Raw genomic sequence first — 19,533 nt, 5'->3', positions numbered from 1 at the left:
CACTGTGTAAGACATTGCAGTACCGTAAGGTGTTTGCCAATGCAGTAGTGGGAGAAGCAAGAATCCCCCTGCTTTAGTTGAGGGGAGTGTCAAGCCATTGTAGAAACTGCCGAATTTCACCAAAAGCCCTGATTCGGCGAAAAATATCATAGCAGGAATAATTTTTATAATGTATACTATATTTGTTAGGAAATCCAGATATACCACAAAGCAGAAAGGAAAAAAGCGTATGAGAAGAAATTGGAAAAAAGCTTTATGTGGCATTTTGACAGGTTTTATGCTTGCAACGGCGGCACCAGCTGCGGTTCCGGAGTTGATCAGTGCGACAGAAGTACAGGCGGCGATAAACGTAGCAACGCCGGCTATGTCTTCTATTAAGATCTCCGGCAGGAATAAGATTATTTTCAGCTGGAAACAGGTAAAAGGAGTTGCCGGATACCGGGTATACCGCAAGACCGGAAACAGCGGATGGAAAGCAGTAAAAACCCTCACAGGAAGCAAAAATGTTACGTTTACCGATACAAAAGTAAGTACCGGAGTAAGCTATACTTACACAGTGAGAGCTTACCGGAAATCCGGAAAAAATACGATCTGGAGTAGATATAATGAAAAAGGTCTGACAGCAATCGCAGGTCTGAATTATCTCACCCTGAATAAGACCAGCCTGACACTGGCATCGAAAAAAACTTATACACTGAAGATCAAAGGCACCAGTCTGAAACCGTCATGGAAGAGCAGCAACACAAATGTTGTCAAGATAACTTCTGTCGGAAAGATCACCGCGGTAAAAACAGGAACAGCGGTTATCACAGCGACTCTTGGTGGCAGAAAATTCACCTGCAAGGTTACTGTAAAGAATCCGACCTCGGCTAATACCAGATTGACGCAGAATTATAGCAAATTGAAAAAATACATCAGTCAGAAAGGCAAATATACTGAAGACGGAAATCAGTTTATAAATGTCAAAGTAGATAAAGAAAGTACTCTGATGATCGGTTATCTGAAGAAAGAAGATAAGATAGATATTGGGATGATGCTCTCTATGCCTTCAGATGGAATCCTTGCCGGACTGGATATTATCGGAAACTGTGTGAAATCTGATACGGTCAGTGTGAAGTCCGCCCTGTCTACAAATGAAGTCTTTCTGCTGGTGACTTCTTCTACAAAAGCATCTGCTTATAAAGGTCAGAATCTGACTTTCTTGTATACAAACGGAAAAAAAGCGATGACAGATCTGCAGGATTCTTCCAATATTATGATGAAAGCGACAATGAAAGTAGCAAATGATTATCTGAAAAAGAATTTAAATCTGACAATGAAAGATCTGGGATTCACTGCTTATAAATAACAGTAACATCCTATGATGATGCCGTTAATAAAATTCGGTTGACAAATTAGTATAGAAAGCATAAGATGATAGTAGCTAAGAAATGTGATGAAATTCAAACATTGGCAAAAACGAAAACCCCGGAAGTCTCGCACACTTCCGGGGTTTTCTATGCCGTTATGTAAGGGGGCTTAAGCCTTTCAGGCTGTTACTGCCTGTCGTTTCTGTCCAGCCATTTGCGAATATAGTAGCTAACTATATCCGCCGTAACAGAAACAAAAAATGTGATGATTAATTCGCACACTGGACTTCACCTCCTTTCTGCTGGAGGGTTGGCAGCATTAACAGTGTACTATAGTTTAGAACAAATTGGAACTATTGTGAGAAAATTTAATACTCTTGACATTGATCATAATTCGTCTTATACTAAACCATGTAAATAACAGGGGAGCTTGTGATGGCAGGCTGAGAGGAAGTCTTCAACTTCGACCCTTATACCTGATTTGGATAATGCCAACGTAGGAACGTATAAGATGAATTTACGGGAGATACTTTGGTGTATCTCCTTTTTTATTGGATGCGGATGTTTTTATCCGATTGAATACGTAAGATCAGGATTTACAGGGAAGGGATCAAGAGCGAATGCTTTTAACCCCGGTATCGACAATTGAATATTGGGAAATTTGAGAGTGAACTGAGTTCATGAAGGGGTGCACCACCGCGGGTGTATTTCTTTGTGAACTCTTTTTTATTGACGAATAGCTTTTGAAGTTTCCGGAAAGGAGAGATCATGATCACAGTAAATGGTGAAAGCAGAACATTGGAAAAGCCGGTGACAGTAACAGAATATCTGGAAGCATGTAACTATGTTCCGGTGCAGGTTGTAGTAGAGCTGAATGAAGAGATCATTAAGAGAGACACTTACGATACAACAGTACTGAAAGATGGCGATGTTGTGGAGATTCTGCAGTTTATGGGCGGCGGAAGCTGCTGATGTCGCTATAGAGATAAAATTAGGTAGATATACCACGGCAGTAACTGACAGATAAGTTACTGAAAAAATGCAGATGAAGAATGATCTGGCAGAAGAAGGCGCTGGTTATAAATCGGTGGAAATATTTTCTGCAAACAGATAAAGAAAGGTGGACATAAAAAATGACAACAGCAAACACAAATGAAGACAAACTGATCCTGGGAGGCCATGAGTTTACTTCCCGTTTTATCCTTGGTTCCGGAAAATTTTCTCTGGAGCTTGTAAAAGCATGTATTGAAAAAGCAGGAACTCAGATCGTAACACTTGCCCTGCGTCGTGCAAATGAGGGTGGGCTTGCCAATATTCTTGACTATGTGCCGAAGGATGTTACTCTTCTTCCGAATACATCAGGAGCCAGAAATGCAGAGGAAGCAGTCCGTATCGCAAGACTTTCCCGCGAGCTTGGTTGTGGAGATTTTGTAAAGATCGAAGTTATCCATGATTCCAAATATCTTCTTCCGGATAACTATGAGACCATCAAGGCAACAGAGATCCTTGCAAAAGAGGGCTTTGTAGTTATGCCATATATGTATCCGGATCTGAATGCAGCCAGAGATCTGGTGAATGCAGGAGCTGCCTGTGTAATGCCGCTTGGCTCTCCGATCGGTTCCAACAAAGGAATCTGTACAAAAGAATTCATCCAGATCCTTATCGACGAGATCGACCTTCCGATCATCGTGGACGCAGGAATCGGTCGCCCGTCACAGGCATGTGAGGCTATGGAAATGGGTGCTGCAGCAGTTATGGCAAATACAGCTATTGCAACTGCAGGAGACGTCCGTGTTATGGCGGAAGCCTTTAAGAAAGCTATTGAGGCAGGAAGAAGTGCATATCTTTCCGGTATGGGAAGAACTCTGGAGAGAGGTGCAAGTGCATCCTCACCACTGACCGGATTTCTTCATGAGTAAAATTGATAAATGAATGATTGAACGCAGAACACTAAGCGGGGGACAGGCACTGCCTGTGTAGTGAAACACAGGTATTGTCTGGTTTCAATCGAAATTGAGTTTACAGATATGCAGCAGTGAGGACCAGAGTATTGCTGCAATATATGAGAGGAGCGACATAAGAGTAATGGCAGAAACAGTACAGGCCAGTCAGCAGGACGGCCATTTTAATGAAAGTATCGTAAATGAAGAAATTCTGGAAGATATGAAAAAGAACCGTATCGATCACATGAAGTACCTTCCGGATATGGAACAGCTGGAAGAAACTGATGTAATGGATCAGGTTATTTCCGCAATGAACGCATATGATTATGATAAGTACACAGAAGCGGATGTACGGAGAGCGCTTGCTCATGACAACCGCACACCGGAGGATTTTAAAGCACTGCTTTCACCGGCAGCGCTGCCTCTTCTGGAAGAAATCGCACAGGCTGCACGGATCGAAACAAGGAAACATTTCGGAAACAGCATCTGTATGTTCACACCGATCTACATTGCAAACTACTGTGAGAATTACTGCATCTACTGTGGATTTAACTGCCACAATAAGATCCGCCGTGCACAGCTGAACGAAGAAGAGATCGAGAAGGAAATGGCAGCGATCGCCGAGACTGGTCTGCAGGAGATCCTGATCCTTACCGGAGAGAGCAAAACCAAATCCAATGTGGAGTACATCGGAAAAGCCTGTGAGATCGCGCGAAAATATTTCAAGGTGATCGGCCTTGAGGTGTATCCGATGAATTCTGATGAGTACGCATATCTTCACAAATGCGGCGCAGATTATGTGACAGTTTTCCAGGAGACCTATAATTCTGATAAATACGAAACTCTGCATCTGGCAGGCCACAAGAGGATTTTTCCATACAGGTTAAATACACAGGAGCGTGCGTTAAAAGGCGGCATGCGAGGTGTTGGTTTTGCGGCACTTCTGGGACTGGATGATTTCCGCAAGGATGCTTTTGCAACGGGATATCACGCATATCTTCTGCAGAGAAAATATCCACACGCAGAGATCGCTTTTTCCTGCCCGAGACTTCGTCCGATCATCAACAATGACCGGATCAATCCAAAGGATGTTCATGAACCGCAGCTTCTTCAGGTGGTATGCGCGTATCGGCTGTTTATGCCTTTTGCAAGCATTACGGTATCCACCAGAGAGTGTGCCCGCGTGAGGGATAATCTGGTAAATATTGCGGCGACCAAGATCTCCGCAGGTGTCAGCACAGGAATCGGAAGCCATGTGGAAGATATCGAAGATAAGGGTGATGACCAGTTTGAGATCTCTGACGGAAGATCTGTAGATGAGGTCTTCAATGATTTGAAAAAGAACGGCCTGCAGCCTGTAATGAACGATTATATCTATCTGTAAAAACATAGATCATGGGATAACTTCTGTGGAATATGTGGAAAACCAACCACTCCGGAGAGCATTTTTCCGGGGCGGTTGTGGATAAGTGTGATGAAAAATCGCCCAGGATCCCGCGTAATACAAGGCTGATCACGTTTTCTCGAAATATTCCAAAACGGAAATTTTTCCACGGAATCCTGTATTGATTTAACGTTTTCCGGGGATTTTCTGCTGCTTTTTAGGGCAGAGATCCCGGAAATTTTGTATAGTCTGAAAACGGTTTCCAATCTAATAGTTTTCATATGTACTTACTCATGTTTATAATAGCCCCAACAACAAAACACGAGGCAAAACACAGGAGGTAAGTATTATGAAAAGAAGATGGAAATCAGCAGTAGCAGCTCTTGCAGCAATAGTAACAATTGGAAGCCTTACAGGCGTAACCACCTATGCGGCGGACAGTGTCAGCATCACCAATGTATCTTATGATCCGACCAGAGAGCTTTATGAGCAGTACAACAAGAGCTTCCAGGAACACTGGAAGGAAAAAACAGGCCAGGATGTGGAGGCCACACAGTCCCATGGTGGTTCCGGCAAGCAGGCACTTGAGGTTGCCAACGGACTGGAAGCAGATGTGGTAACACTGGCACTGGAGTATGATGTAGATGCGATCCAGGATGCAGGACTCATCGATGACGGATGGGTGGACGAATTTCCGGAGGACAGCGCTCCCTATACTTCGACGATTGTATTTCTTGTGAGAAAAGGAAATCCGAAGAATATCAAAGACTGGGACGATCTGGTAAAGAAAGACGTAGGTGTGATCACACCAAACCCGAAAACCTCCGGCGGAGCAAGATGGAACTATCTGGCAGCCTGGGCCTATGCAAAAGATAAATATAACGGAGACGAGGACAAAATTAAAGAATTCATCGGAGATCTTTACAAAAACGTACTTGTCCTGGACACCGGAGCCAGAGGCGCAACGACCTCTTTCGTGGAAAACGGACAGGGTGATGTACTGATCGCCTGGGAAAATGAAGCCTATCTTTCCGTAAAGGATTATCCGGACGACTACGAGATCGTAACACCAAGCATCAGCATCCTTGCACAGCCATCTGTAGCAGTAGTCGATAAAGTCGTAGACAAAAGAGGCACCAGAGATGTGGCAGAGGAATATCTGAATTATCTCTATTCCGATGAAGCACAGCGGATCGCCGGTGATAATTATTACCGTCCGTCAAACCAGGATATTCTGAAGGAATACTCCGATGTGTTTGACCTGGACATCAATCTTGTCACCATTGATGATTTCGGCGGATGGAAAAAGGCACAGGAAACACATTTCTCAGATGGAGGGATTTTTGATCAGATTTACGAAGGATAGACAGCAGAAGATATAGTTGGACACAATAACACAAAGAAGCTGCAGAACAGTGAAAAAACAGAGTCTGCAGCTTCTTTTATGTAAATATTGTGAATCACAAGGGATCAGGCATGGCTTCCTTCGGTCAGGGAACAGCCGTCCATTATACGGATCCCGTTTATGACATCCAGATAAGTGTCATACATTTCCTTCCATTCATCAGAGGCGTCCTTGGAGTACTGGCTGATGGTGGACAGAAGATCGTATTTTTTGCCGTCGACGGTTTCGATACGGCCGAGATAGCCCTGCCATACACTGTCCAGAGGCTGGTCTTGGTCTTCACCATTGTAATATCTGGCTTCCAGGGTCAGTACAGGAACATCCTCATTGTAATAAGTCAGTTTATATCCACCATTTTCGGTTTCGGTTGTTTCATAATGGCAGAGATATTTCCAGCGCTCCGGAGTGAGGACCTGGAAGTAATCCGTCATGGCCATATCCACACGCTCTGCGTAAACGAAATCTATGGATTTGATCAGCTCTGTGGCTTCCTTTTCGGCGGCTTTATCATAGGTATCTGACGGAGTCAGGACAAAAAGTCCGAATGTATAATCGTCAGCCTGGCATACAAGAGCATCTACATTTTTTTCTTCTTCGTTGACTTCGGTTAAGTATTGATATTTCGTGGCAGGATAAGATTCAAAGGTAAGATCCTTTTTGGTGATGATCTCACCCTTTACCGGATAGTATTCTGCCAGAAAACCCTTCAGGGAAGAATCCTCCAGAGAGGAATTCGGTACTTTTAAAACAAAGGCAGTGCTTTTTCCGCCATTTACGGAACGCTGCTCGAAATAACCTTCTTTTTCGGGCATGGATTCTCTGATCGTATCATCGGCAGGGAATCCAACCCGCATATGAAGCTCGCCGCGCTTTTCCGATTCAGAGGAATCTTCCGTGTTTGTATCGGAAGAGGAATTTGGGTATGAAGAATCGGAATCCTGCGAGGAGGAGTTTCCACTGGTATCGGAGGATTCTTCTGAAGAATCTCCGGAGGAGGAATCAGTTTCAGAATCGGAATATTCCTGAAGATTGCCGTAGTCATCAATATAATATTTATCTCTGGAGCCAATATATGTGGTTCCGGTGGCATCTTCTAGCCACACACTGCCGTCCTCATAATAATAATGAGGCTCAAAATAACCGTCCTGTTCGGTCCAGCCGGCATCGTTGCCTTCCATCAGTTCACCGGAATCCGGGTCAGGGGCATAATTACCTTCCCCGATATATTCATCCTCGGAACCATTGCGGTACCAGTAATCTCCGTTTTCATCCTGCCAGATGTACTGACCGTCATCGGTTGGAGGGTCAGAAGCGAGGACCGGGACTGCAGATATGGAAAGAGCGATCGCGCCTGTTAAAAGAACTAAGATTTTTTTATGCATAGGCACCTCCTGATAAATTGAGCAGCAGTTAGCTGCTTACTATTCTTTGATCATAAATTTTTACAAATAAAAAAGATCTGTCTGTTAAGTACATTGTAACAGACAGATCTCGATATCCGGAAATGTGAAGAAAAAGAGACATTTACGGGAAGCTGCTTACAGGTCTGGAAATATGCTATCCGATCGTGAAAAGGCCGGCTTACCGGCAGGTAAAAAGATATCCCTTCCCATAAACCGAGACAATGTCATACTCATCGGTATCTTCGGCACCGATCTTGGTCCGGAGGTTAAAGATATGCCGCCGTACCGTGCTGGTATCTGTTCCTGCACAGCTACCCCATACCGCTTCGTAGAGCTCCTTTGCAGAAAAAATCTTCTCCTGGTTTTCTGCAAGGAGACGCAGCAGAGAGAATTCGGTCCGGGTAAGGCCTGTGTCGGCATTATTGAGATATGCATGGCCGTCCGAAAGATCCAGCCGCAGGCTGCCAATGGTGATCTGACGGGAGGACTGAAATTTTTCTTTTATTTTTTCTTCCATTCGTTTCTGGCGTTCCAGAAGCATCTGGATCACGGCCAGAAATTCATCGAAATTATAAGGTTTGGTGAGATAATAGTCGCCTCCCTGTTGAAGTCCTTCTACCCGATCCCGGATATCACTTTTTCCGGTGAGAAAAAGAACCGGATTCATGGTTTTTTCGCGGAAGCGGCGGCAGATATCCAGACCGTTTCCGTCCGGAAGCATAATGTCCAGGATAAGAAGATCCGGCAGCTGTTCTTCAAGCTGATGACAGGCTTCGGCGGCTGTCTGTGCAGTGCGGACATCGTAGCCACGGCGCCGCAGCATCCGGCAGTTGGTATTCAGCACCTGTTCTTCATCCTCGACCATAAGGATAAGTGATTTCTTTTCATTCATTTATGATTCCTCCTCCGGAAGTGAGAAGAACACCTGAGTTCCCTCGCCTTCTTTACTTTTCAGCCATATTTTGCCGCCATGGGCAGTGATGATCTGATGACAGACATAGAGGCCTATGCCGTGCCGCCAGTAATCCTTATCAGCGGAAACATAACCCTTGAGTGCGTTTTTTCGCATTTCTTCTGACATGCCGGTTCCGGTGTCGGAGACGCAGATGGTCTGCCAGCCCGGTTCGCCGGTAAGCGAAATGGTGATGGTTCCGTTTTGGGTGTGACGCTCTGCATTGGAGATCAGATTGGTGACAACCTGGATCAGCCGTTCCGGATCAGCAGAGATTTCCGGGAGTCCGGATTGTGTCGTAAGGACCAGCTGATTGTTCTTTGAGCTTGGATGACTGCAGTAGTCTTTTTTTGCAGAATACAAAAGACCGGACAGATCTGATGGGACAAGGGAAAGGGCAAGCCGTCCCTGCTCAATGGAAACCGTATCCATCAGATCCAGCACGATCCGGTCAATCCGCATTACCGACTGTTCAATAGTGCGGAGATTTTCCTGCATAAGAGAGAAATCCAGAGGCTCTTCCTCAAGGAGCTCGGAGGTGTCCCGCGCGTGGAGGGAAATGGAACTCAGAGGATTTTTAATCTCATGGGCAACGGTGGTCAGGAAGGTGGACTTGGCATTATCAAGGGAGCGCAGTCGCAGATTCTGTTCCTCCAGAAGGAGCTGCTGCTGGTTATATTCCTTCAGATGAAAATAGAGAACACTGCCGCAGACAATACTTACAGAGACAAACGCCAGAAGGATATCTGCCAGCCGGTCTGCTTCCGTGGCAAAAGGAGTTACAGTGTCCGGGAAATGGTATGCAACCAGACACAGTCCCATATAAAGGAGGATCTCCAGCAGGGAAACGATCAGAGCGCGTCTTTTTTCCAGCATCAGCACGGTAAAAATAATAGCAAACACAAAGAATGCCGGCATGCCGCCACGATAACCGCCGCTGGTAAAAAACATCACCGGAAAAACGAGCAGAAAGATCACGACAATGGTGATCAGGTAGCAGCGCTGATATTTTCCACTGTAATAGGAATAAAGAAAAAGCCCTCCGGAGATTGCAACCAGCGCAAAATTGATCAGTACATTTCCCCAGGAACCGGTCCCGAGACTGAGAAAGGCCATGATCAGGCTGATCACAGTACCTCCCAAGGCGAGGATGTTGAACAGCCGGACGCGGAAATCAAGGGTGGGACTGAATAAAGAATGAAAAATATTCCGGAGTTTCGGGTTTATATTGATAGGGATCACCTCCTGTTCTTAATGTAGGTTTGTATGCCTGCGGGCATCTTTCTTTTGGTGCTGTAATTATCGTAACTGTTATAATTGTATCATGCTGTCGTATAGTTGTGTACACAAAAAAATACATTTAATCCCGTTTTCCTATTGACATACTATGAATAGTAGGTTAATATAAGTGTCAACAAAAGAAAGGGAAGAGGCTATGAACGAATACGGCTTTAATACAGGGCTGCTCCACGGCACCAACGAGAAATATCCACAGGGTGCAACACAGGTTCCAATCTATCAGAGCAGCGCATTCCGACATGACAGCGCGGAAGACCTGGAGAAAATTTTTGACAATAAAAAAATGGGCTTCTCCTATACAAGGATCAACAATCCTACGGTAGAGTCCTTTGAGAAGCGAGTGACCATGCTGGAGGATGGGATCGGCAGTGTGGCCTGTGCATCCGGAATGGCAGCGCTGACCAATGCGTTTCTGAACATTCTTCAGGCAGGAGATGAGATCGTGGCAGCCTGCGGACTGTATGGCGGAACTGTGGAATTGTTCGATGATCTGAAGCCTTTCGGGATTTCCGTAAAATATGTGAAAGAGAATAAGCCGGAAGCTTTTGAGGCAGAGATCACAGAGAAGACGCGACTTGTTTTTGCGGAGACCATTGGCAACCCCAAGCTGGATGTTACCGATATCCAGGCAGTTGCGGAAGTGGCACATAAGCATGACGTACCGCTGATCGTAGACAACACGGTGGCAACCCCGTATCTGATCCAGCCACTGAAGCTTGGAGCTGACATTGTGGTTCATTCCTCTTCCAAATATATCAATGGAAGCAGCGATGCCATCAGCGGTATTCTTGTCTGTGGTAAGGGTCTGAAATGGGACCCTGACCGATATCCGGGACTTGCTCCATACCGGAAATTCGGACCATTTGCATACATCGCCAAGCTTAGAAACGGACTTTTCCGGAACACTGGTGCGTGTCTTGCTCCGCAGAATGCTTTCCTTAATAACCTGGGACTGGAAACCCTGGGACTTCGAATGCAGAGACAGTGTGACAATGCACTGGAGCTTGCGAGATTTTTACAGGGCCTGGGTGGTGACATTGAAGTAAATTATCCGGGACTGGAAGAAAGCCCTTATCACGAAATTGCGGAAAAGCAGTTCAGGAATGGCTACGGAGCTATCGTAACTGTAAGAACCGGAAGCAAGGAGAAGGCTTTTTCCATTATTAATTCATTGAAGATCCCGCTGATCATCTCCAATATCGGAGATACGAAGACCCTGGTGATCCATCCGGAATCCACCATCGCGGCACACATCTCCGACGAAGAGAAGTTGCAGTCCGGAGTATTCGAGGATCTGATCCGTATCAGTGTGGGAATTGAAGATGTTGAAGATTTAAAAGAAGATTTCAAACAAGCGATAGAAAATAACCGATAAAATCTAAGAGCTGCACCAGCAGAGAAATGGAGAGTTCGTTATGGCAAAAGTAGATTACGCTACATTAAAAAAAGGTGGTTTCATGAGACAGAAGCAGAAAAATAATTTTTCTCTTCGTCTTGCCTGTGTAGGCGGTACACTTACCGCAGAAAACCTTAAGAAGATCGCAGAGGTAGCTGAGAAATACGGTGACGGATATGTACATCTTACTTCCAGACAGGGAGTTGAGATCCCGTTCATTAAATTAGATGATATTGATGATGTAAAGGATGATCTTGCAAAAGGCGGATGCAAGCCTGGTGTCTGCGGACCGAGAGTCCGTACAGTTACAGCCTGCCAGGGCAACGCTGTCTGTCCAAGCGGAAATATCAACAGCTATGACATTGCAGTGAAATTAAATGAAAGATATTTCGGAAGAGAGCTTCCTCATAAATTCAAATTCGGTGTTACCGGATGCCAGAACAACTGTCTGAAGGCAGAGGAGAATGATGTAGGGATCAAGGGAGCGGCTGAGGTCAGCTGGAAAGAGGATGCATGTATCCACTGCGGTGTCTGTGAAAAGGCCTGCAGAGAAAACGCTATCTCCTTTGAGGATGACAAGCTGGTGATCGACACAGAGAAATGCAACTACTGCGGCAGATGTGCGAAATCCTGTCCGGTGGATGCATGGGATGTAAACGAAGCATATATCGTTTCCTTTGGCGGAACGTTTGGAAATCACATCAGCAAGGGACAGGAATTCCTTCCGCTGATCACCTCTGAGGAGCAGCTTTTCAGAGTGACCGATGCAGCGATCCAGTTCTTTGATGATCATGCAAATCCGGGAGAGCGTTTTAAATTTACCATCGACCGGGTAGGCGCTGAAAAACTTCAGGAAGTTTTGAAAGGAGCATACAATGGCTGATATTAAGATTGATGATACAGTAGATATTACCGATGTGGTCTGCCCGGTAACCTTTGTAAAAGCAAAGGTAGCACTTGAGGAGCTGGATGACGGACAGATCCTGGCAATCAAAATGAACGATGGCGAGCCGGTACAGAATGTGCCGAGAAGTGTGAAGGAAGAAGGACATCAGATCCTGAAGCTCGAAGACAACGAAGACGGAACTTATACACTGATCGTAAGAAAAGTTGAAGAATAGGAGAACAGAGAAATGACAATCACAGTTGCAGGAAATAAAAAAGAGTACGAAGACGGACTGAAGCTTACAGAGCTTATTGAGAAAGAGGATATTGAAAGTCCTGAGTATGTAACCGTAACTATCAACGATGAATTCATCAGCAAGGCAGACGTTCCGGAAACAGAGGTAAAGGACGGCGACGTTGTTGAGTTCCTGTACTACATGGGAGGAGGCGCAAGATAATGGCTTTTACAAATGAGCAGCTTGAGCGGTACTCCCGCCATATCATCCTGAAAGAGGTTGGAGTAAAAGGTCAGAAAAAGCTTCTGAATGCCAAGGTTCTGATCATCGGAGCCGGTGGACTTGGAGCACCGGCAGCCCTTTACCTTGCAGCTGCAGGTGTGGGAACCATCGGGATCGCGGATGCAGATGAGGTAGATCTTTCCAATCTTCAGCGACAGGTCATCCACACAACTGCAGATGTCGGCAAACTGAAGGTAGAGTCTGCGGCTGAGACCATGAAAGCAATCAACCCGGACGTTACTGTAAATACATATCATACCTTTGTAGATTCCAGCAACATCATGGATCTGATCAAAGATTACGATTTCATTCTTGACGGAACAGACAACTTTCCTGCAAAATTCCTGATCAACGATGCCTGTGTAATGGCCGAGAAACCGTTTTCACATGCAGGGATCATCCGTTTCCAGGGACAGCTGATGACTTACGTTCCGGGACAGGGCCCATGCTACAGATGTGCGTTCCAGAGCCCGCCGCCAAAGGATGCCGTACCGACCTGTAAGCAGGCTGGCGTGATCGGAGCCATGGGCGGAGTGATCGGAAGCCTTCAGGCAATGGAAGCGATCAAGTACATCATCGGACAGGGTGATCTTCTTACAGGAAGACTTCTTACCTACGATGCGCTGAAGATGACATTCCGTACCGTAAAACTTCCGAAGAACCATCACTGCCCGGTATGCGGCGACAATCCGACCATCACAGAGCTGATCGATTACGAGCAGGCTGTGTGCGAGCTGAAACACTAAAGAATTGTCTGCGGGTGCAGACGTTATAAATTAAGTATAGAAACCCATTGGAGGCTGCGAAGATAATGCTGAAATTAAAAAAAGAAGATTACGAGAAAATATTAGACCACTGCAGAAAAGGACTTCCTAATGAGTCCTGCGGCCTTCTGGGCGGGACTATTGAGGGCAATGTAAAAACCATCGAGAAGGTGTATCTGCTGACAAATATCGATGAAAGCAACGAACACTTTTCCATGGACCCGAAGGAACAGCTGAGCGCGATCAAGGATATCCGTCAGAATGGATATCAGATGATCGGAAACTTTCATTCTCATCCGGAGTCTCCGTCAAGGCCTTCCGAAGAAGATAAACGACTTGCATTTGACCCGAACATCGAATATCTGATCCTTTCCCTTATGGATGCAGAAAATCCGGTGTTGAAGGCCTTTGGCGTAGATAAAGAGAAAAATGTAACTGTACATGAGCTTCAGATAACAGAGTGATGAGTATGAAAAACAGATTAAACACAAAGGAAATTACAACAGATGTGCTGATCATAGGCGGAGGTACCGCAGGCTGCTATGCGGCGCTGGTTCTCTCAGAGCAGAAAGCCGGCAGGGTACTGATCGCAGAAAAAGCAAATATCAGACGAAGCGGTTGTCTGGCAGCAGGTGTTAATGCAATCAATGCCTACATTGTAAAAGGCCGCAAGCCGCAGGATTATGTAGATTATGCAACAAAGGATGCCGCCGGGATCGTAAGGCAGGACCTTCTTCTTACAGCAGCGGAGAATTTCAACGAAGTTACTGCAAAGATGGAAAAGCTTGGGCTTGTGATTCTGAAGGATGAAAATGGTGATTATGTAGCCAGAGGAAATCGTAACATCAAGATCAACGGTGAAAATTTTAAACCACTTCTTGCTGATGCAGTTCATAAAGCTGAGAACGTAGACGTTCTGAATTATGTAAATATCACAGACCTTCTTGTAAAAGACGGACAGGTTTACGGAGCGGTTGGTTTCTCTATTATGGAAGAAACCGCATACATTATCCGGGCAAAGGCAGTTCTTGCTGCAACAGGCGGAGCGGCCGGACTTTATAAGCCGAACAATCCGGGATTTTCCAGACATAAGATGTGGTATCCGCCGTTTAACACAGGTGCCGGATACGCAATGGGAATCCTGGCAGGTGCGGAGATGACGTCCTTTGAGATGCGTTTTATCGCACTTCGCTGCAAGGATACCATTGCTCCTACGGGAACCATCGCACAGGGTGTCGGCGCAAAACAGATCAATGCAGCTGGCGAGATCTATGAGACAAAATACGGACTGACCACAAGCGAGAGAGTTTACGGAACAGTTCGGGAAAATCAGCTTGGCTACGGCCCGTGTTACCTGAAGACTACAGGGATCACGAAGGAACAGGATGAGGATCTTCTGAAGGCTTATCTCAACATGGCACCGAGCCAGACTCTGAAATGGATCGAAAGCGGAAAGAGACCCAGCGAGCAGGATGTGGAGATCCAGGGAACAGAGCCGTATATCGTAGGCGGTCATACAGCCAGCGGCTACTGGGTAAATACAGGCCGTGAGACTACGGTGAAAGGTCTTTATGCAGCTGGTGATGTTGCAGGTGGATGTCCGCAGAAATATGTAACAGGAGCTCTTGCAGAGGGAAAGCTTGCAGCATTGGATATGGTGAAACAGTTTAAGGCCGGAACTCTGAAGGAAGCAGATGTTCAGACTGAGACAGAGATTAAGGTTCAGGAAGAGGAGATTCTTTCCCAGTACGAAAAGTTCCGAAATGAAGACGCACCGGCATTTTCCGTGGAAGAGCTGGAAGAAGCCATGCAGAAAGTCATGGATGAATATGCGGGAGGAATTGCTTCTAATTATCAGTTTAATGAGAAGCAGCTTGCTCTTGCAGATGAAAAAATCCTTCAGCTTCATGCTCTTGCCGAAAAAACAGCGGCAGCAGATATGCATGAGCTGATGTTTGCATACGAACTTCGTGAGCGTCTCATTGTGTGCCGTTCACTGATCGCTCATTTGAAAAACCGCAAAGAGACCAGATGGCATTCTTTTAACGAAAATCTGGATCATCCGGAAACAGATGAGAAATTTTATAAATATGTAAATTCGAAACTGGAAAACGGCGAGATCAGGATGATTTTTCGCGACATTGTAAAGGAGGACACATATGAGCATACGAATTGATCAGAAAAAATGTGTTGGCTGCAGAAAATGCAGTGAAGTATGTCCGGGAACCCTGATCGTCATGGAAGACAAAAAAGCCGTGATGAAATATCCGAAAAACTGCTGGGGCTGCGTTTCCTGTGTAAAGGAATGTAAAGCCGGTGCCATTGACTTTTTCCTTGGTGCGGATATCGGCGGGAACGGAAGTATCATGAATGTAAAAAGCGAAGGGGATATCCTTCATTGGATCATTACAAAAACGGACGGTTCTACATCCGTGATCGATGTGGATCGACGGAATTCGAATAAATATTAGACCAGAAGATAAGTGCTGCCGGTTCTGGCGGCCGGAACAGGAGGATGAGATCAGATATGAGTGGATTATCACATTTGGATGAGCTGGAAGCAGAGGCAATTTATATCATCCGTGAAGTTGCAGCAGAGTGCGAGAAGCCGGTAATGCTTTATTCTATAGGAAAAGACAGTTCTGTAATGCTTCATCTTGCAATGAAGGCTTTTTATCCGGAGAAACCGCCATTTCCGTTTCTTCACGTAAATACAACATGGAAATTTAAAGAGATGATTGAGTTCCGTGACAAAACCGCGAAGGATCTGGGAATCGAAATGCTTGAGTACATTAATCAGGATGGTGTGAAGCAGGGTATCAATCCTTTTGACAGCGGCTCCGCATACACAGATATCATGAAAACGCAAGCATTGAAGCAGGCTCTTAAGAAATATGGTTTCACAGCTGCTTTTGGCGGCGGTCGTCGTGACGAGGAGAAAAGCCGTGCAAAAGAGCGTATCTTCTCCTTCCGTAATGCAGAGCAGGCCTGGGATCCGAAGAACCAGCGTCCGGAGATGTGGAAGCTTTATAATACGGAGATCAATAAGGGCGAAAGCATCCGTGTTTTCCCGATTTCCAACTGGACTGAGACGGATATCTGGCAGTATATTAAGAGAGAAAATATCCCGATCGTTCCTCTTTATTTTGCAAAAGAGCGTCCGGTTGTATACAGAGACGGCAACATTATCATGGTGGATGACGACAGAATGCGTCTGAACCCGGGTGAGGAGCCGCAGATGAAAAAGGTCCGTTTCCGTACTCTCGGATGCTATCCTCTGACAGGTGGTATCGAGTCTGATGCGGAGACACTGGACGAGATCATTGACGAGACCTTAAGCTCTGTGGAATCTGAGAGAACCACACGTGTTATTGATTCCGACGGCGGAGCTGCAAGTATGGAAAAAAGAAAGAGAGAGGGGTACTTCTAGGATGAGCGGATTACTGAAATTTATCACTTGCGGAAGTGTAGATGATGGAAAATCTACACTGATCGGTCATATTCTTTATGATTCCAAGCTTTTATATGCGGACCAGGAAAAAGCCCTTCTTCTGGACAGTAAGGTAGGTTCCAGAGGTGGTGCCATTGATTATTCTCTTCTTCTGGATGGCCTGATGGCAGAACGTGAGCAGGGAATCACCATTGATGTTGCGTATCGTTATTTTACAACCGATAAAAGAAGCTTTATCGTTGCGGATACTCCCGGACATGAGGAGTATACAAGGAACATGGCGGTTGGAGCTTCCTTTGCTCAGCTTTCCATTATTCTTGTGGATGCGAAGCAGGGGGTTCTGGTCCAGACAAGGCGTCATGCACGTATCTGCGCTCTAATGGGTATCCATCATTTTGTATTTGCTGTTAACAAAATGGATCTTGTTGATTACAGTAAGAGTCGTTTTAATGAGATCGTAAAGGATATCAATGAGCTTTCTGAGACTCTGGGGCTTCAGGATGTTGTGATCATTCCTGTCAGTGCTACAGAGGGTGATAACGTAACGAAGAAGTCTCCGAATATGCCCTGGTATACGGGGAAAGCTCTTCTGGAGCATCTTGAGACTGTGGATGTTTCAGAGGCTGAGAATGTCAGCGAGTTTTATCTGCCTGTTCAGCGTGTTTCTCGTCCAAATCATGAATTTCGCGGTTTCCAGGGCCAGATCGAGAGTGGCCGGGTTCATGTAGGCGATATCATCACAACGCTCCCAAGCAACGAGACCGCGGCTGTTAAGACGATCCTGGTGGGCAGTGACGATCGTGAAGAGGCTGTTGCCGGCCAGGCTGTTACGATACAGCTGGATAAAGAGGTGGATGTAAGCCGTGGATGTGTTCTTACCAATAATAATGAGATCCCTGTTGCAAAGGGCTTTGAGGCTACGCTTCTATGGATGGATGATTCCAGGCTTGAAGTGGGTAAGGAGTATCTTGTGAAGCTTGGTACCAAGAAGATCGCAGGTGTGGTTAAGAGTATTGAGTTTAAGACGGATGTAAATACCGGGGAGCATCTGCATGCGGATACGATCGAGAAGAATGAGATCGCTCTTTGCAAAATCGGTCTTTCTGATAAGGTTGTGCTGGATGAGTTTAAGAGGAATAAGACTCTTGGTGAGCTGATCCTGATCGACCGTGTGAGTCATATGACTTCTGCATGTGGTGTTGTGGAATCGGTTGATACTGAGGGGGAGAAGCCTTATTTCCAGAAGGATGATGTGAAGGTTGGCGGTTATGTTTTTGAGGAGTTTTATTTTAACCTTGAGAATGCGCTGCTTTCCAAGGCGGATAAAGAGGTTAAGACTTATCATGTAGGGGATGTGGTGCCTGTTGAGGGTGACAGCTTTGAGTATCCGGGCTATTTTGATATTGTTTCTCTGGAGGATAGCGCGGCTGTTCTGATTCGTGATAAGAGGGTGCAGGATATTATTCCGCTGGATGAGTATGTGTTTATGGGGCTTCCTGTTGTGGATGAGAGAGGTTTTGCCCTGGAAATCCGCAGTAATGATGATTATCAGATGTTTTTGAGGGAGTTTGAGGCTGCTGATAATAAGTCGGAGTTTCATAATAAGTGGTTTAAGTTTGAGACTTACAGGAGGATTGTCTGCACGGATAATTTCTGGATGATCTGATGTTGGGTTACTTATAGTTTCTATAGTTATGTGTGTAAGAGGCTGCATGTGCGGCCTCTTTTCTTTGGGTGTTGCCGGATTTCGTGGTTTGACGGACGCCGAGGAGCTGGCATATGGGCGGGACAGGCTTCGTCGGTGGAAACTACTAAGACTCTGAAAGGTGGCTAAAAGCGTTTTCCAAAAGTCCGAACTCGCTGCGCTCAGACAGCGAACTTTTGAAAAACAACGCCACCTTCCAGAGCCTAAGTAGTTGTCACACCTCCTGCAGAGCGCCCCGCCCATATGCCAGCTCCTCGGCTGTGCACACAGGCCGGTTGCGGAAAGTGAACAGTTCGAGATAGTATTCAATGATGCATGGCAGTAGAGTGTCATATAGAAATTGTTCAGGAGGAATGTTGTATCTAAGAATCAGCTCGGCACAACGTTCCGGAATAATATCGGCTCAGACAGTAATCAGCTTGGCATAAGATTCCATAATAAAAGTCAGTCGCATTATATATCGAAGATGTAGCGCTTGTTCCGTGCCCAAGAGGGTGGGGGGGGGCAGGGAAGCCCTCGGACTTCGGAACTCTGAGATGGAGTTCCCCTGCGCTGTCCACACGGACAGCGTGTCGTGCGTAGCCACCTGTCTAAGGGGATAATATGATTGGTCAATCGCGCTAAGATAAAATTAATGTAAAAAAATGAAAAAAAGGTGTTGACAAACAATAGTGTATTCCGCTATAATTAACCATGCGTTTCGGATGAAAACACAGAAGAAATGCACTTCAATTTAATAAGAAATTATAAGTTCGGAGTCTGGAGAAGTACTCAAGAGGCCGAAGAGGTGCCCCTGCTAAGGGTATAGGTCGCTAACGCGGCGCGAGGGTTCAAATCCCTCCTTCTCCGTTATTTTTTTGAAAAAATAAATTTTTCAAAAAAATGAAAAAATTTGTTGACAAACGCTTGTGGATGTGATAAAGTAAACAAGCTGTCAGCGAGACAGAGATTCATCAAAAAAGAGTTTGAAAAAAGTTGAAAAAAGTACTTGACAAACGATTTGAGATGAGATAAAATAAACGAGCTGTCTGAGAGACAGACACAACAAACCTTGATAACTAAACAGTGAAACACATACG

The 19,533-nt window shown here is 45.5% G+C and carries 18 protein-coding genes, 1 tRNA gene and 1 riboswitch; of the genes, 16 read left to right on the top strand and 3 right to left on the bottom strand.

The features are described 5' to 3' along the window. The first annotated feature begins 229 nt into the window (after window positions 1-229). The 5 genes from ABCM67_RS15180 (at window position 230) to ABCM67_RS15160 (ending at window position 6,042) form a co-directional block, all read left to right on the top strand. Window positions 230-1,348, top strand: a complete 1,119-nt coding sequence (locus ABCM67_RS15180; protein WP_139148867.1) for a fibronectin type III domain-containing protein — start codon at window positions 230-232, stop codon at window positions 1,346-1,348. A gap of 413 nt (window positions 1,349-1,761) precedes the next feature. After that, a riboswitch (TPP riboswitch) is annotated at window positions 1,762-1,869 on the top strand. A gap of 248 nt (window positions 1,870-2,117) precedes the next feature. After that, on the top strand, window positions 2,118-2,321 hold the full coding sequence (gene thiS, locus ABCM67_RS15175) for a sulfur carrier protein ThiS (RefSeq protein WP_015526603.1): 204 nt from the start codon (window positions 2,118-2,120) through the stop codon (window positions 2,319-2,321). A 161-nt stretch (window positions 2,322-2,482) separates the two neighbouring features. Further along, window positions 2,483-3,268, top strand: coding sequence for a thiazole synthase (locus tag ABCM67_RS15170; RefSeq protein ID WP_015526604.1), 786 nt, complete (start codon window positions 2,483-2,485; stop codon window positions 3,266-3,268). Between the two features lie 166 nt (window positions 3,269-3,434). Beyond that, window positions 3,435-4,676 (top strand): 2-iminoacetate synthase ThiH, encoded by a 1,242-nt coding sequence (thiH, locus tag ABCM67_RS15165; RefSeq protein ID WP_147602787.1) that lies wholly within the window; start codon window positions 3,435-3,437, stop codon window positions 4,674-4,676. 349 nt (window positions 4,677-5,025) lie between these two features. After that, window positions 5,026-6,042, top strand: coding sequence for a sulfate ABC transporter substrate-binding protein (locus ABCM67_RS15160; protein ID WP_147602788.1), 1,017 nt, complete (start codon window positions 5,026-5,028; stop codon window positions 6,040-6,042). 104 nt (window positions 6,043-6,146) lie between these two features. On the opposite strand, the gene ABCM67_RS15155 is transcribed toward ABCM67_RS15160, so the two are convergent. From ABCM67_RS15155 to ABCM67_RS15145, 3 genes are all read right to left on the bottom strand, one after another. Then, window positions 6,147-7,463 carry a hypothetical protein gene (locus tag ABCM67_RS15155; protein ID WP_147602789.1) on the bottom strand — a complete coding sequence of 439 codons (1,317 nt, stop codon included), beginning with the start codon at window positions 7,461-7,463 and terminating at the stop codon, window positions 6,147-6,149. 199 nt (window positions 7,464-7,662) lie between these two features. Next, entirely contained in the window at window positions 7,663-8,376 is a 714-nt protein-coding gene (locus ABCM67_RS15150) for a response regulator transcription factor (protein WP_092073285.1), read from the bottom strand. After that, on the bottom strand, window positions 8,377-9,567 hold the full coding sequence (locus ABCM67_RS15145; protein WP_237972633.1) for a HAMP domain-containing sensor histidine kinase: 1,191 nt from the start codon (window positions 9,565-9,567) through the stop codon (window positions 8,377-8,379). Between the two features lie 304 nt (window positions 9,568-9,871). Between ABCM67_RS15145 and ABCM67_RS15140 the strand changes: the two genes are divergently transcribed. The 11 genes from ABCM67_RS15140 (at window position 9,872) to ABCM67_RS15090 (ending at window position 19,303) form a co-directional block, all read left to right on the top strand. After that, entirely contained in the window at window positions 9,872-11,110 is a 1,239-nt protein-coding gene (locus tag ABCM67_RS15140) for an aminotransferase class I/II-fold pyridoxal phosphate-dependent enzyme (protein ID WP_147602811.1), read from the top strand. Window positions 11,111-11,150: 40 nt separating this feature from the next. Further along, window positions 11,151-12,014: a 4Fe-4S binding protein gene (locus tag ABCM67_RS15135; RefSeq protein ID WP_021650461.1), complete on the top strand. Its 864-nt coding sequence runs from the start codon at window positions 11,151-11,153 to the stop codon at window positions 12,012-12,014. After that, window positions 12,007-12,252, top strand: a complete 246-nt coding sequence (locus ABCM67_RS15130) for a sulfurtransferase TusA family protein (RefSeq protein ID WP_015526613.1) — start codon at window positions 12,007-12,009, stop codon at window positions 12,250-12,252. The genes ABCM67_RS15135 and ABCM67_RS15130 overlap by 8 nt, the downstream gene beginning before the upstream one ends. Before the next feature lie 12 nt (window positions 12,253-12,264). Then, window positions 12,265-12,474, top strand: coding sequence for a sulfur carrier protein ThiS (gene thiS / locus ABCM67_RS15125; protein WP_021650460.1), 210 nt, complete (start codon window positions 12,265-12,267; stop codon window positions 12,472-12,474). Beyond that, window positions 12,474-13,280, top strand: a complete 807-nt coding sequence (thiF, locus tag ABCM67_RS15120; protein WP_147602790.1) for a thiazole biosynthesis adenylyltransferase ThiF — start codon at window positions 12,474-12,476, stop codon at window positions 13,278-13,280. Before thiS (ABCM67_RS15125) ends, thiF begins: the two co-directional genes overlap by 1 nt. Before the next feature lie 65 nt (window positions 13,281-13,345). Further along, complete coding sequence (locus ABCM67_RS15115) at window positions 13,346-13,762, top strand: M67 family metallopeptidase (protein WP_147602791.1); 417 nt, start codon at window positions 13,346-13,348, stop codon at window positions 13,760-13,762. Beyond that, a complete protein-coding gene (locus ABCM67_RS15110) occupies window positions 13,762-15,474 on the top strand; it encodes an adenylyl-sulfate reductase subunit alpha (protein ID WP_342992972.1) in 1,713 nt (570 codons plus the stop codon). The genes ABCM67_RS15115 and ABCM67_RS15110 overlap by 1 nt, the downstream gene beginning before the upstream one ends. After that, window positions 15,458-15,769, top strand: a complete 312-nt coding sequence (locus tag ABCM67_RS15105; RefSeq protein ID WP_015526617.1) for a ferredoxin family protein — start codon at window positions 15,458-15,460, stop codon at window positions 15,767-15,769. The genes ABCM67_RS15110 and ABCM67_RS15105 overlap by 17 nt, the downstream gene beginning before the upstream one ends. Window positions 15,770-15,825: 56 nt before the next feature. After that, entirely contained in the window at window positions 15,826-16,728 is a 903-nt protein-coding gene (gene cysD, locus ABCM67_RS15100; protein WP_015526618.1) for a sulfate adenylyltransferase subunit CysD, read from the top strand. Window position 16,729: 1 nt separating this feature from the next. Next, window positions 16,730-18,415, top strand: coding sequence for a GTP-binding protein (locus tag ABCM67_RS15095; protein ID WP_147602793.1), 1,686 nt, complete (start codon window positions 16,730-16,732; stop codon window positions 18,413-18,415). A gap of 800 nt (window positions 18,416-19,215) precedes the next feature. After that, window positions 19,216-19,303, top strand: a tRNA-Ser gene (locus ABCM67_RS15090). The last annotated feature ends 230 nt before the right edge of the window (window positions 19,304-19,533 follow it).

Origin of the sequence: Blautia sp. 2227st1_G12_2227SCRN_220401, from assembly GCF_039062885.1 — a bacterium.
Classification (GTDB): Bacteria; Bacillota; Clostridia; order Lachnospirales; family Lachnospiraceae; genus Blautia_A; species Blautia_A fusiformis.
Note: the sequence above shows the minus strand (reverse complement) of the source record. Positions and strands in the feature narration are given on the sequence as shown.

Bases quoted from the DNA above. Each gene is read 5' to 3' on its own strand.
- ABCM67_RS15160 (WP_147602788.1), top strand. From the start codon at position 5,026: ATGAAAAGAAGATGGAAATCAGCAGTAGCAGCTCTTGCAGCAATAGTA.
- thiF (WP_147602790.1), top strand. From the start codon at position 12,474: ATGGCTTTTACAAATGAGCAGCTTGAGCGGTACTCCCGCCATATCATC.
- ABCM67_RS15115 (WP_147602791.1), top strand. From the start codon at position 13,346: ATGCTGAAATTAAAAAAAGAAGATTACGAGAAAATATTAGACCACTGC.
- ABCM67_RS15105 (WP_015526617.1), top strand. From the start codon at position 15,458: ATGAGCATACGAATTGATCAGAAAAAATGTGTTGGCTGCAGAAAATGC.
- ABCM67_RS15130 (WP_015526613.1), top strand. From the start codon at position 12,007: ATGGCTGATATTAAGATTGATGATACAGTAGATATTACCGATGTGGTC.
- thiH (WP_147602787.1), top strand. From the start codon at position 3,435: ATGGCAGAAACAGTACAGGCCAGTCAGCAGGACGGCCATTTTAATGAA.
- ABCM67_RS15140 (WP_147602811.1), top strand. From the start codon at position 9,872: ATGAACGAATACGGCTTTAATACAGGGCTGCTCCACGGCACCAACGAG.
- ABCM67_RS15095 (WP_147602793.1), top strand. From the start codon at position 16,730: ATGAGCGGATTACTGAAATTTATCACTTGCGGAAGTGTAGATGATGGA.
- ABCM67_RS15170 (WP_015526604.1), top strand. From the start codon at position 2,483: ATGACAACAGCAAACACAAATGAAGACAAACTGATCCTGGGAGGCCAT.
- thiS (WP_015526603.1), top strand. From the start codon at position 2,118: ATGATCACAGTAAATGGTGAAAGCAGAACATTGGAAAAGCCGGTGACA.
- thiS (WP_021650460.1), top strand. From the start codon at position 12,265: ATGACAATCACAGTTGCAGGAAATAAAAAAGAGTACGAAGACGGACTG.
- ABCM67_RS15110 (WP_342992972.1), top strand. From the start codon at position 13,762: ATGAGTATGAAAAACAGATTAAACACAAAGGAAATTACAACAGATGTG.
- ABCM67_RS15150 (WP_092073285.1), bottom strand. From the start codon at position 8,376: ATGAATGAAAAGAAATCACTTATCCTTATGGTCGAGGATGAAGAACAG.
- cysD (WP_015526618.1), top strand. From the start codon at position 15,826: ATGAGTGGATTATCACATTTGGATGAGCTGGAAGCAGAGGCAATTTAT.
- ABCM67_RS15180 (WP_139148867.1), top strand. From the start codon at position 230: ATGAGAAGAAATTGGAAAAAAGCTTTATGTGGCATTTTGACAGGTTTT.
- ABCM67_RS15155 (WP_147602789.1), bottom strand. From the start codon at position 7,463: ATGCATAAAAAAATCTTAGTTCTTTTAACAGGCGCGATCGCTCTTTCC.
- ABCM67_RS15135 (WP_021650461.1), top strand. From the start codon at position 11,151: ATGGCAAAAGTAGATTACGCTACATTAAAAAAAGGTGGTTTCATGAGA.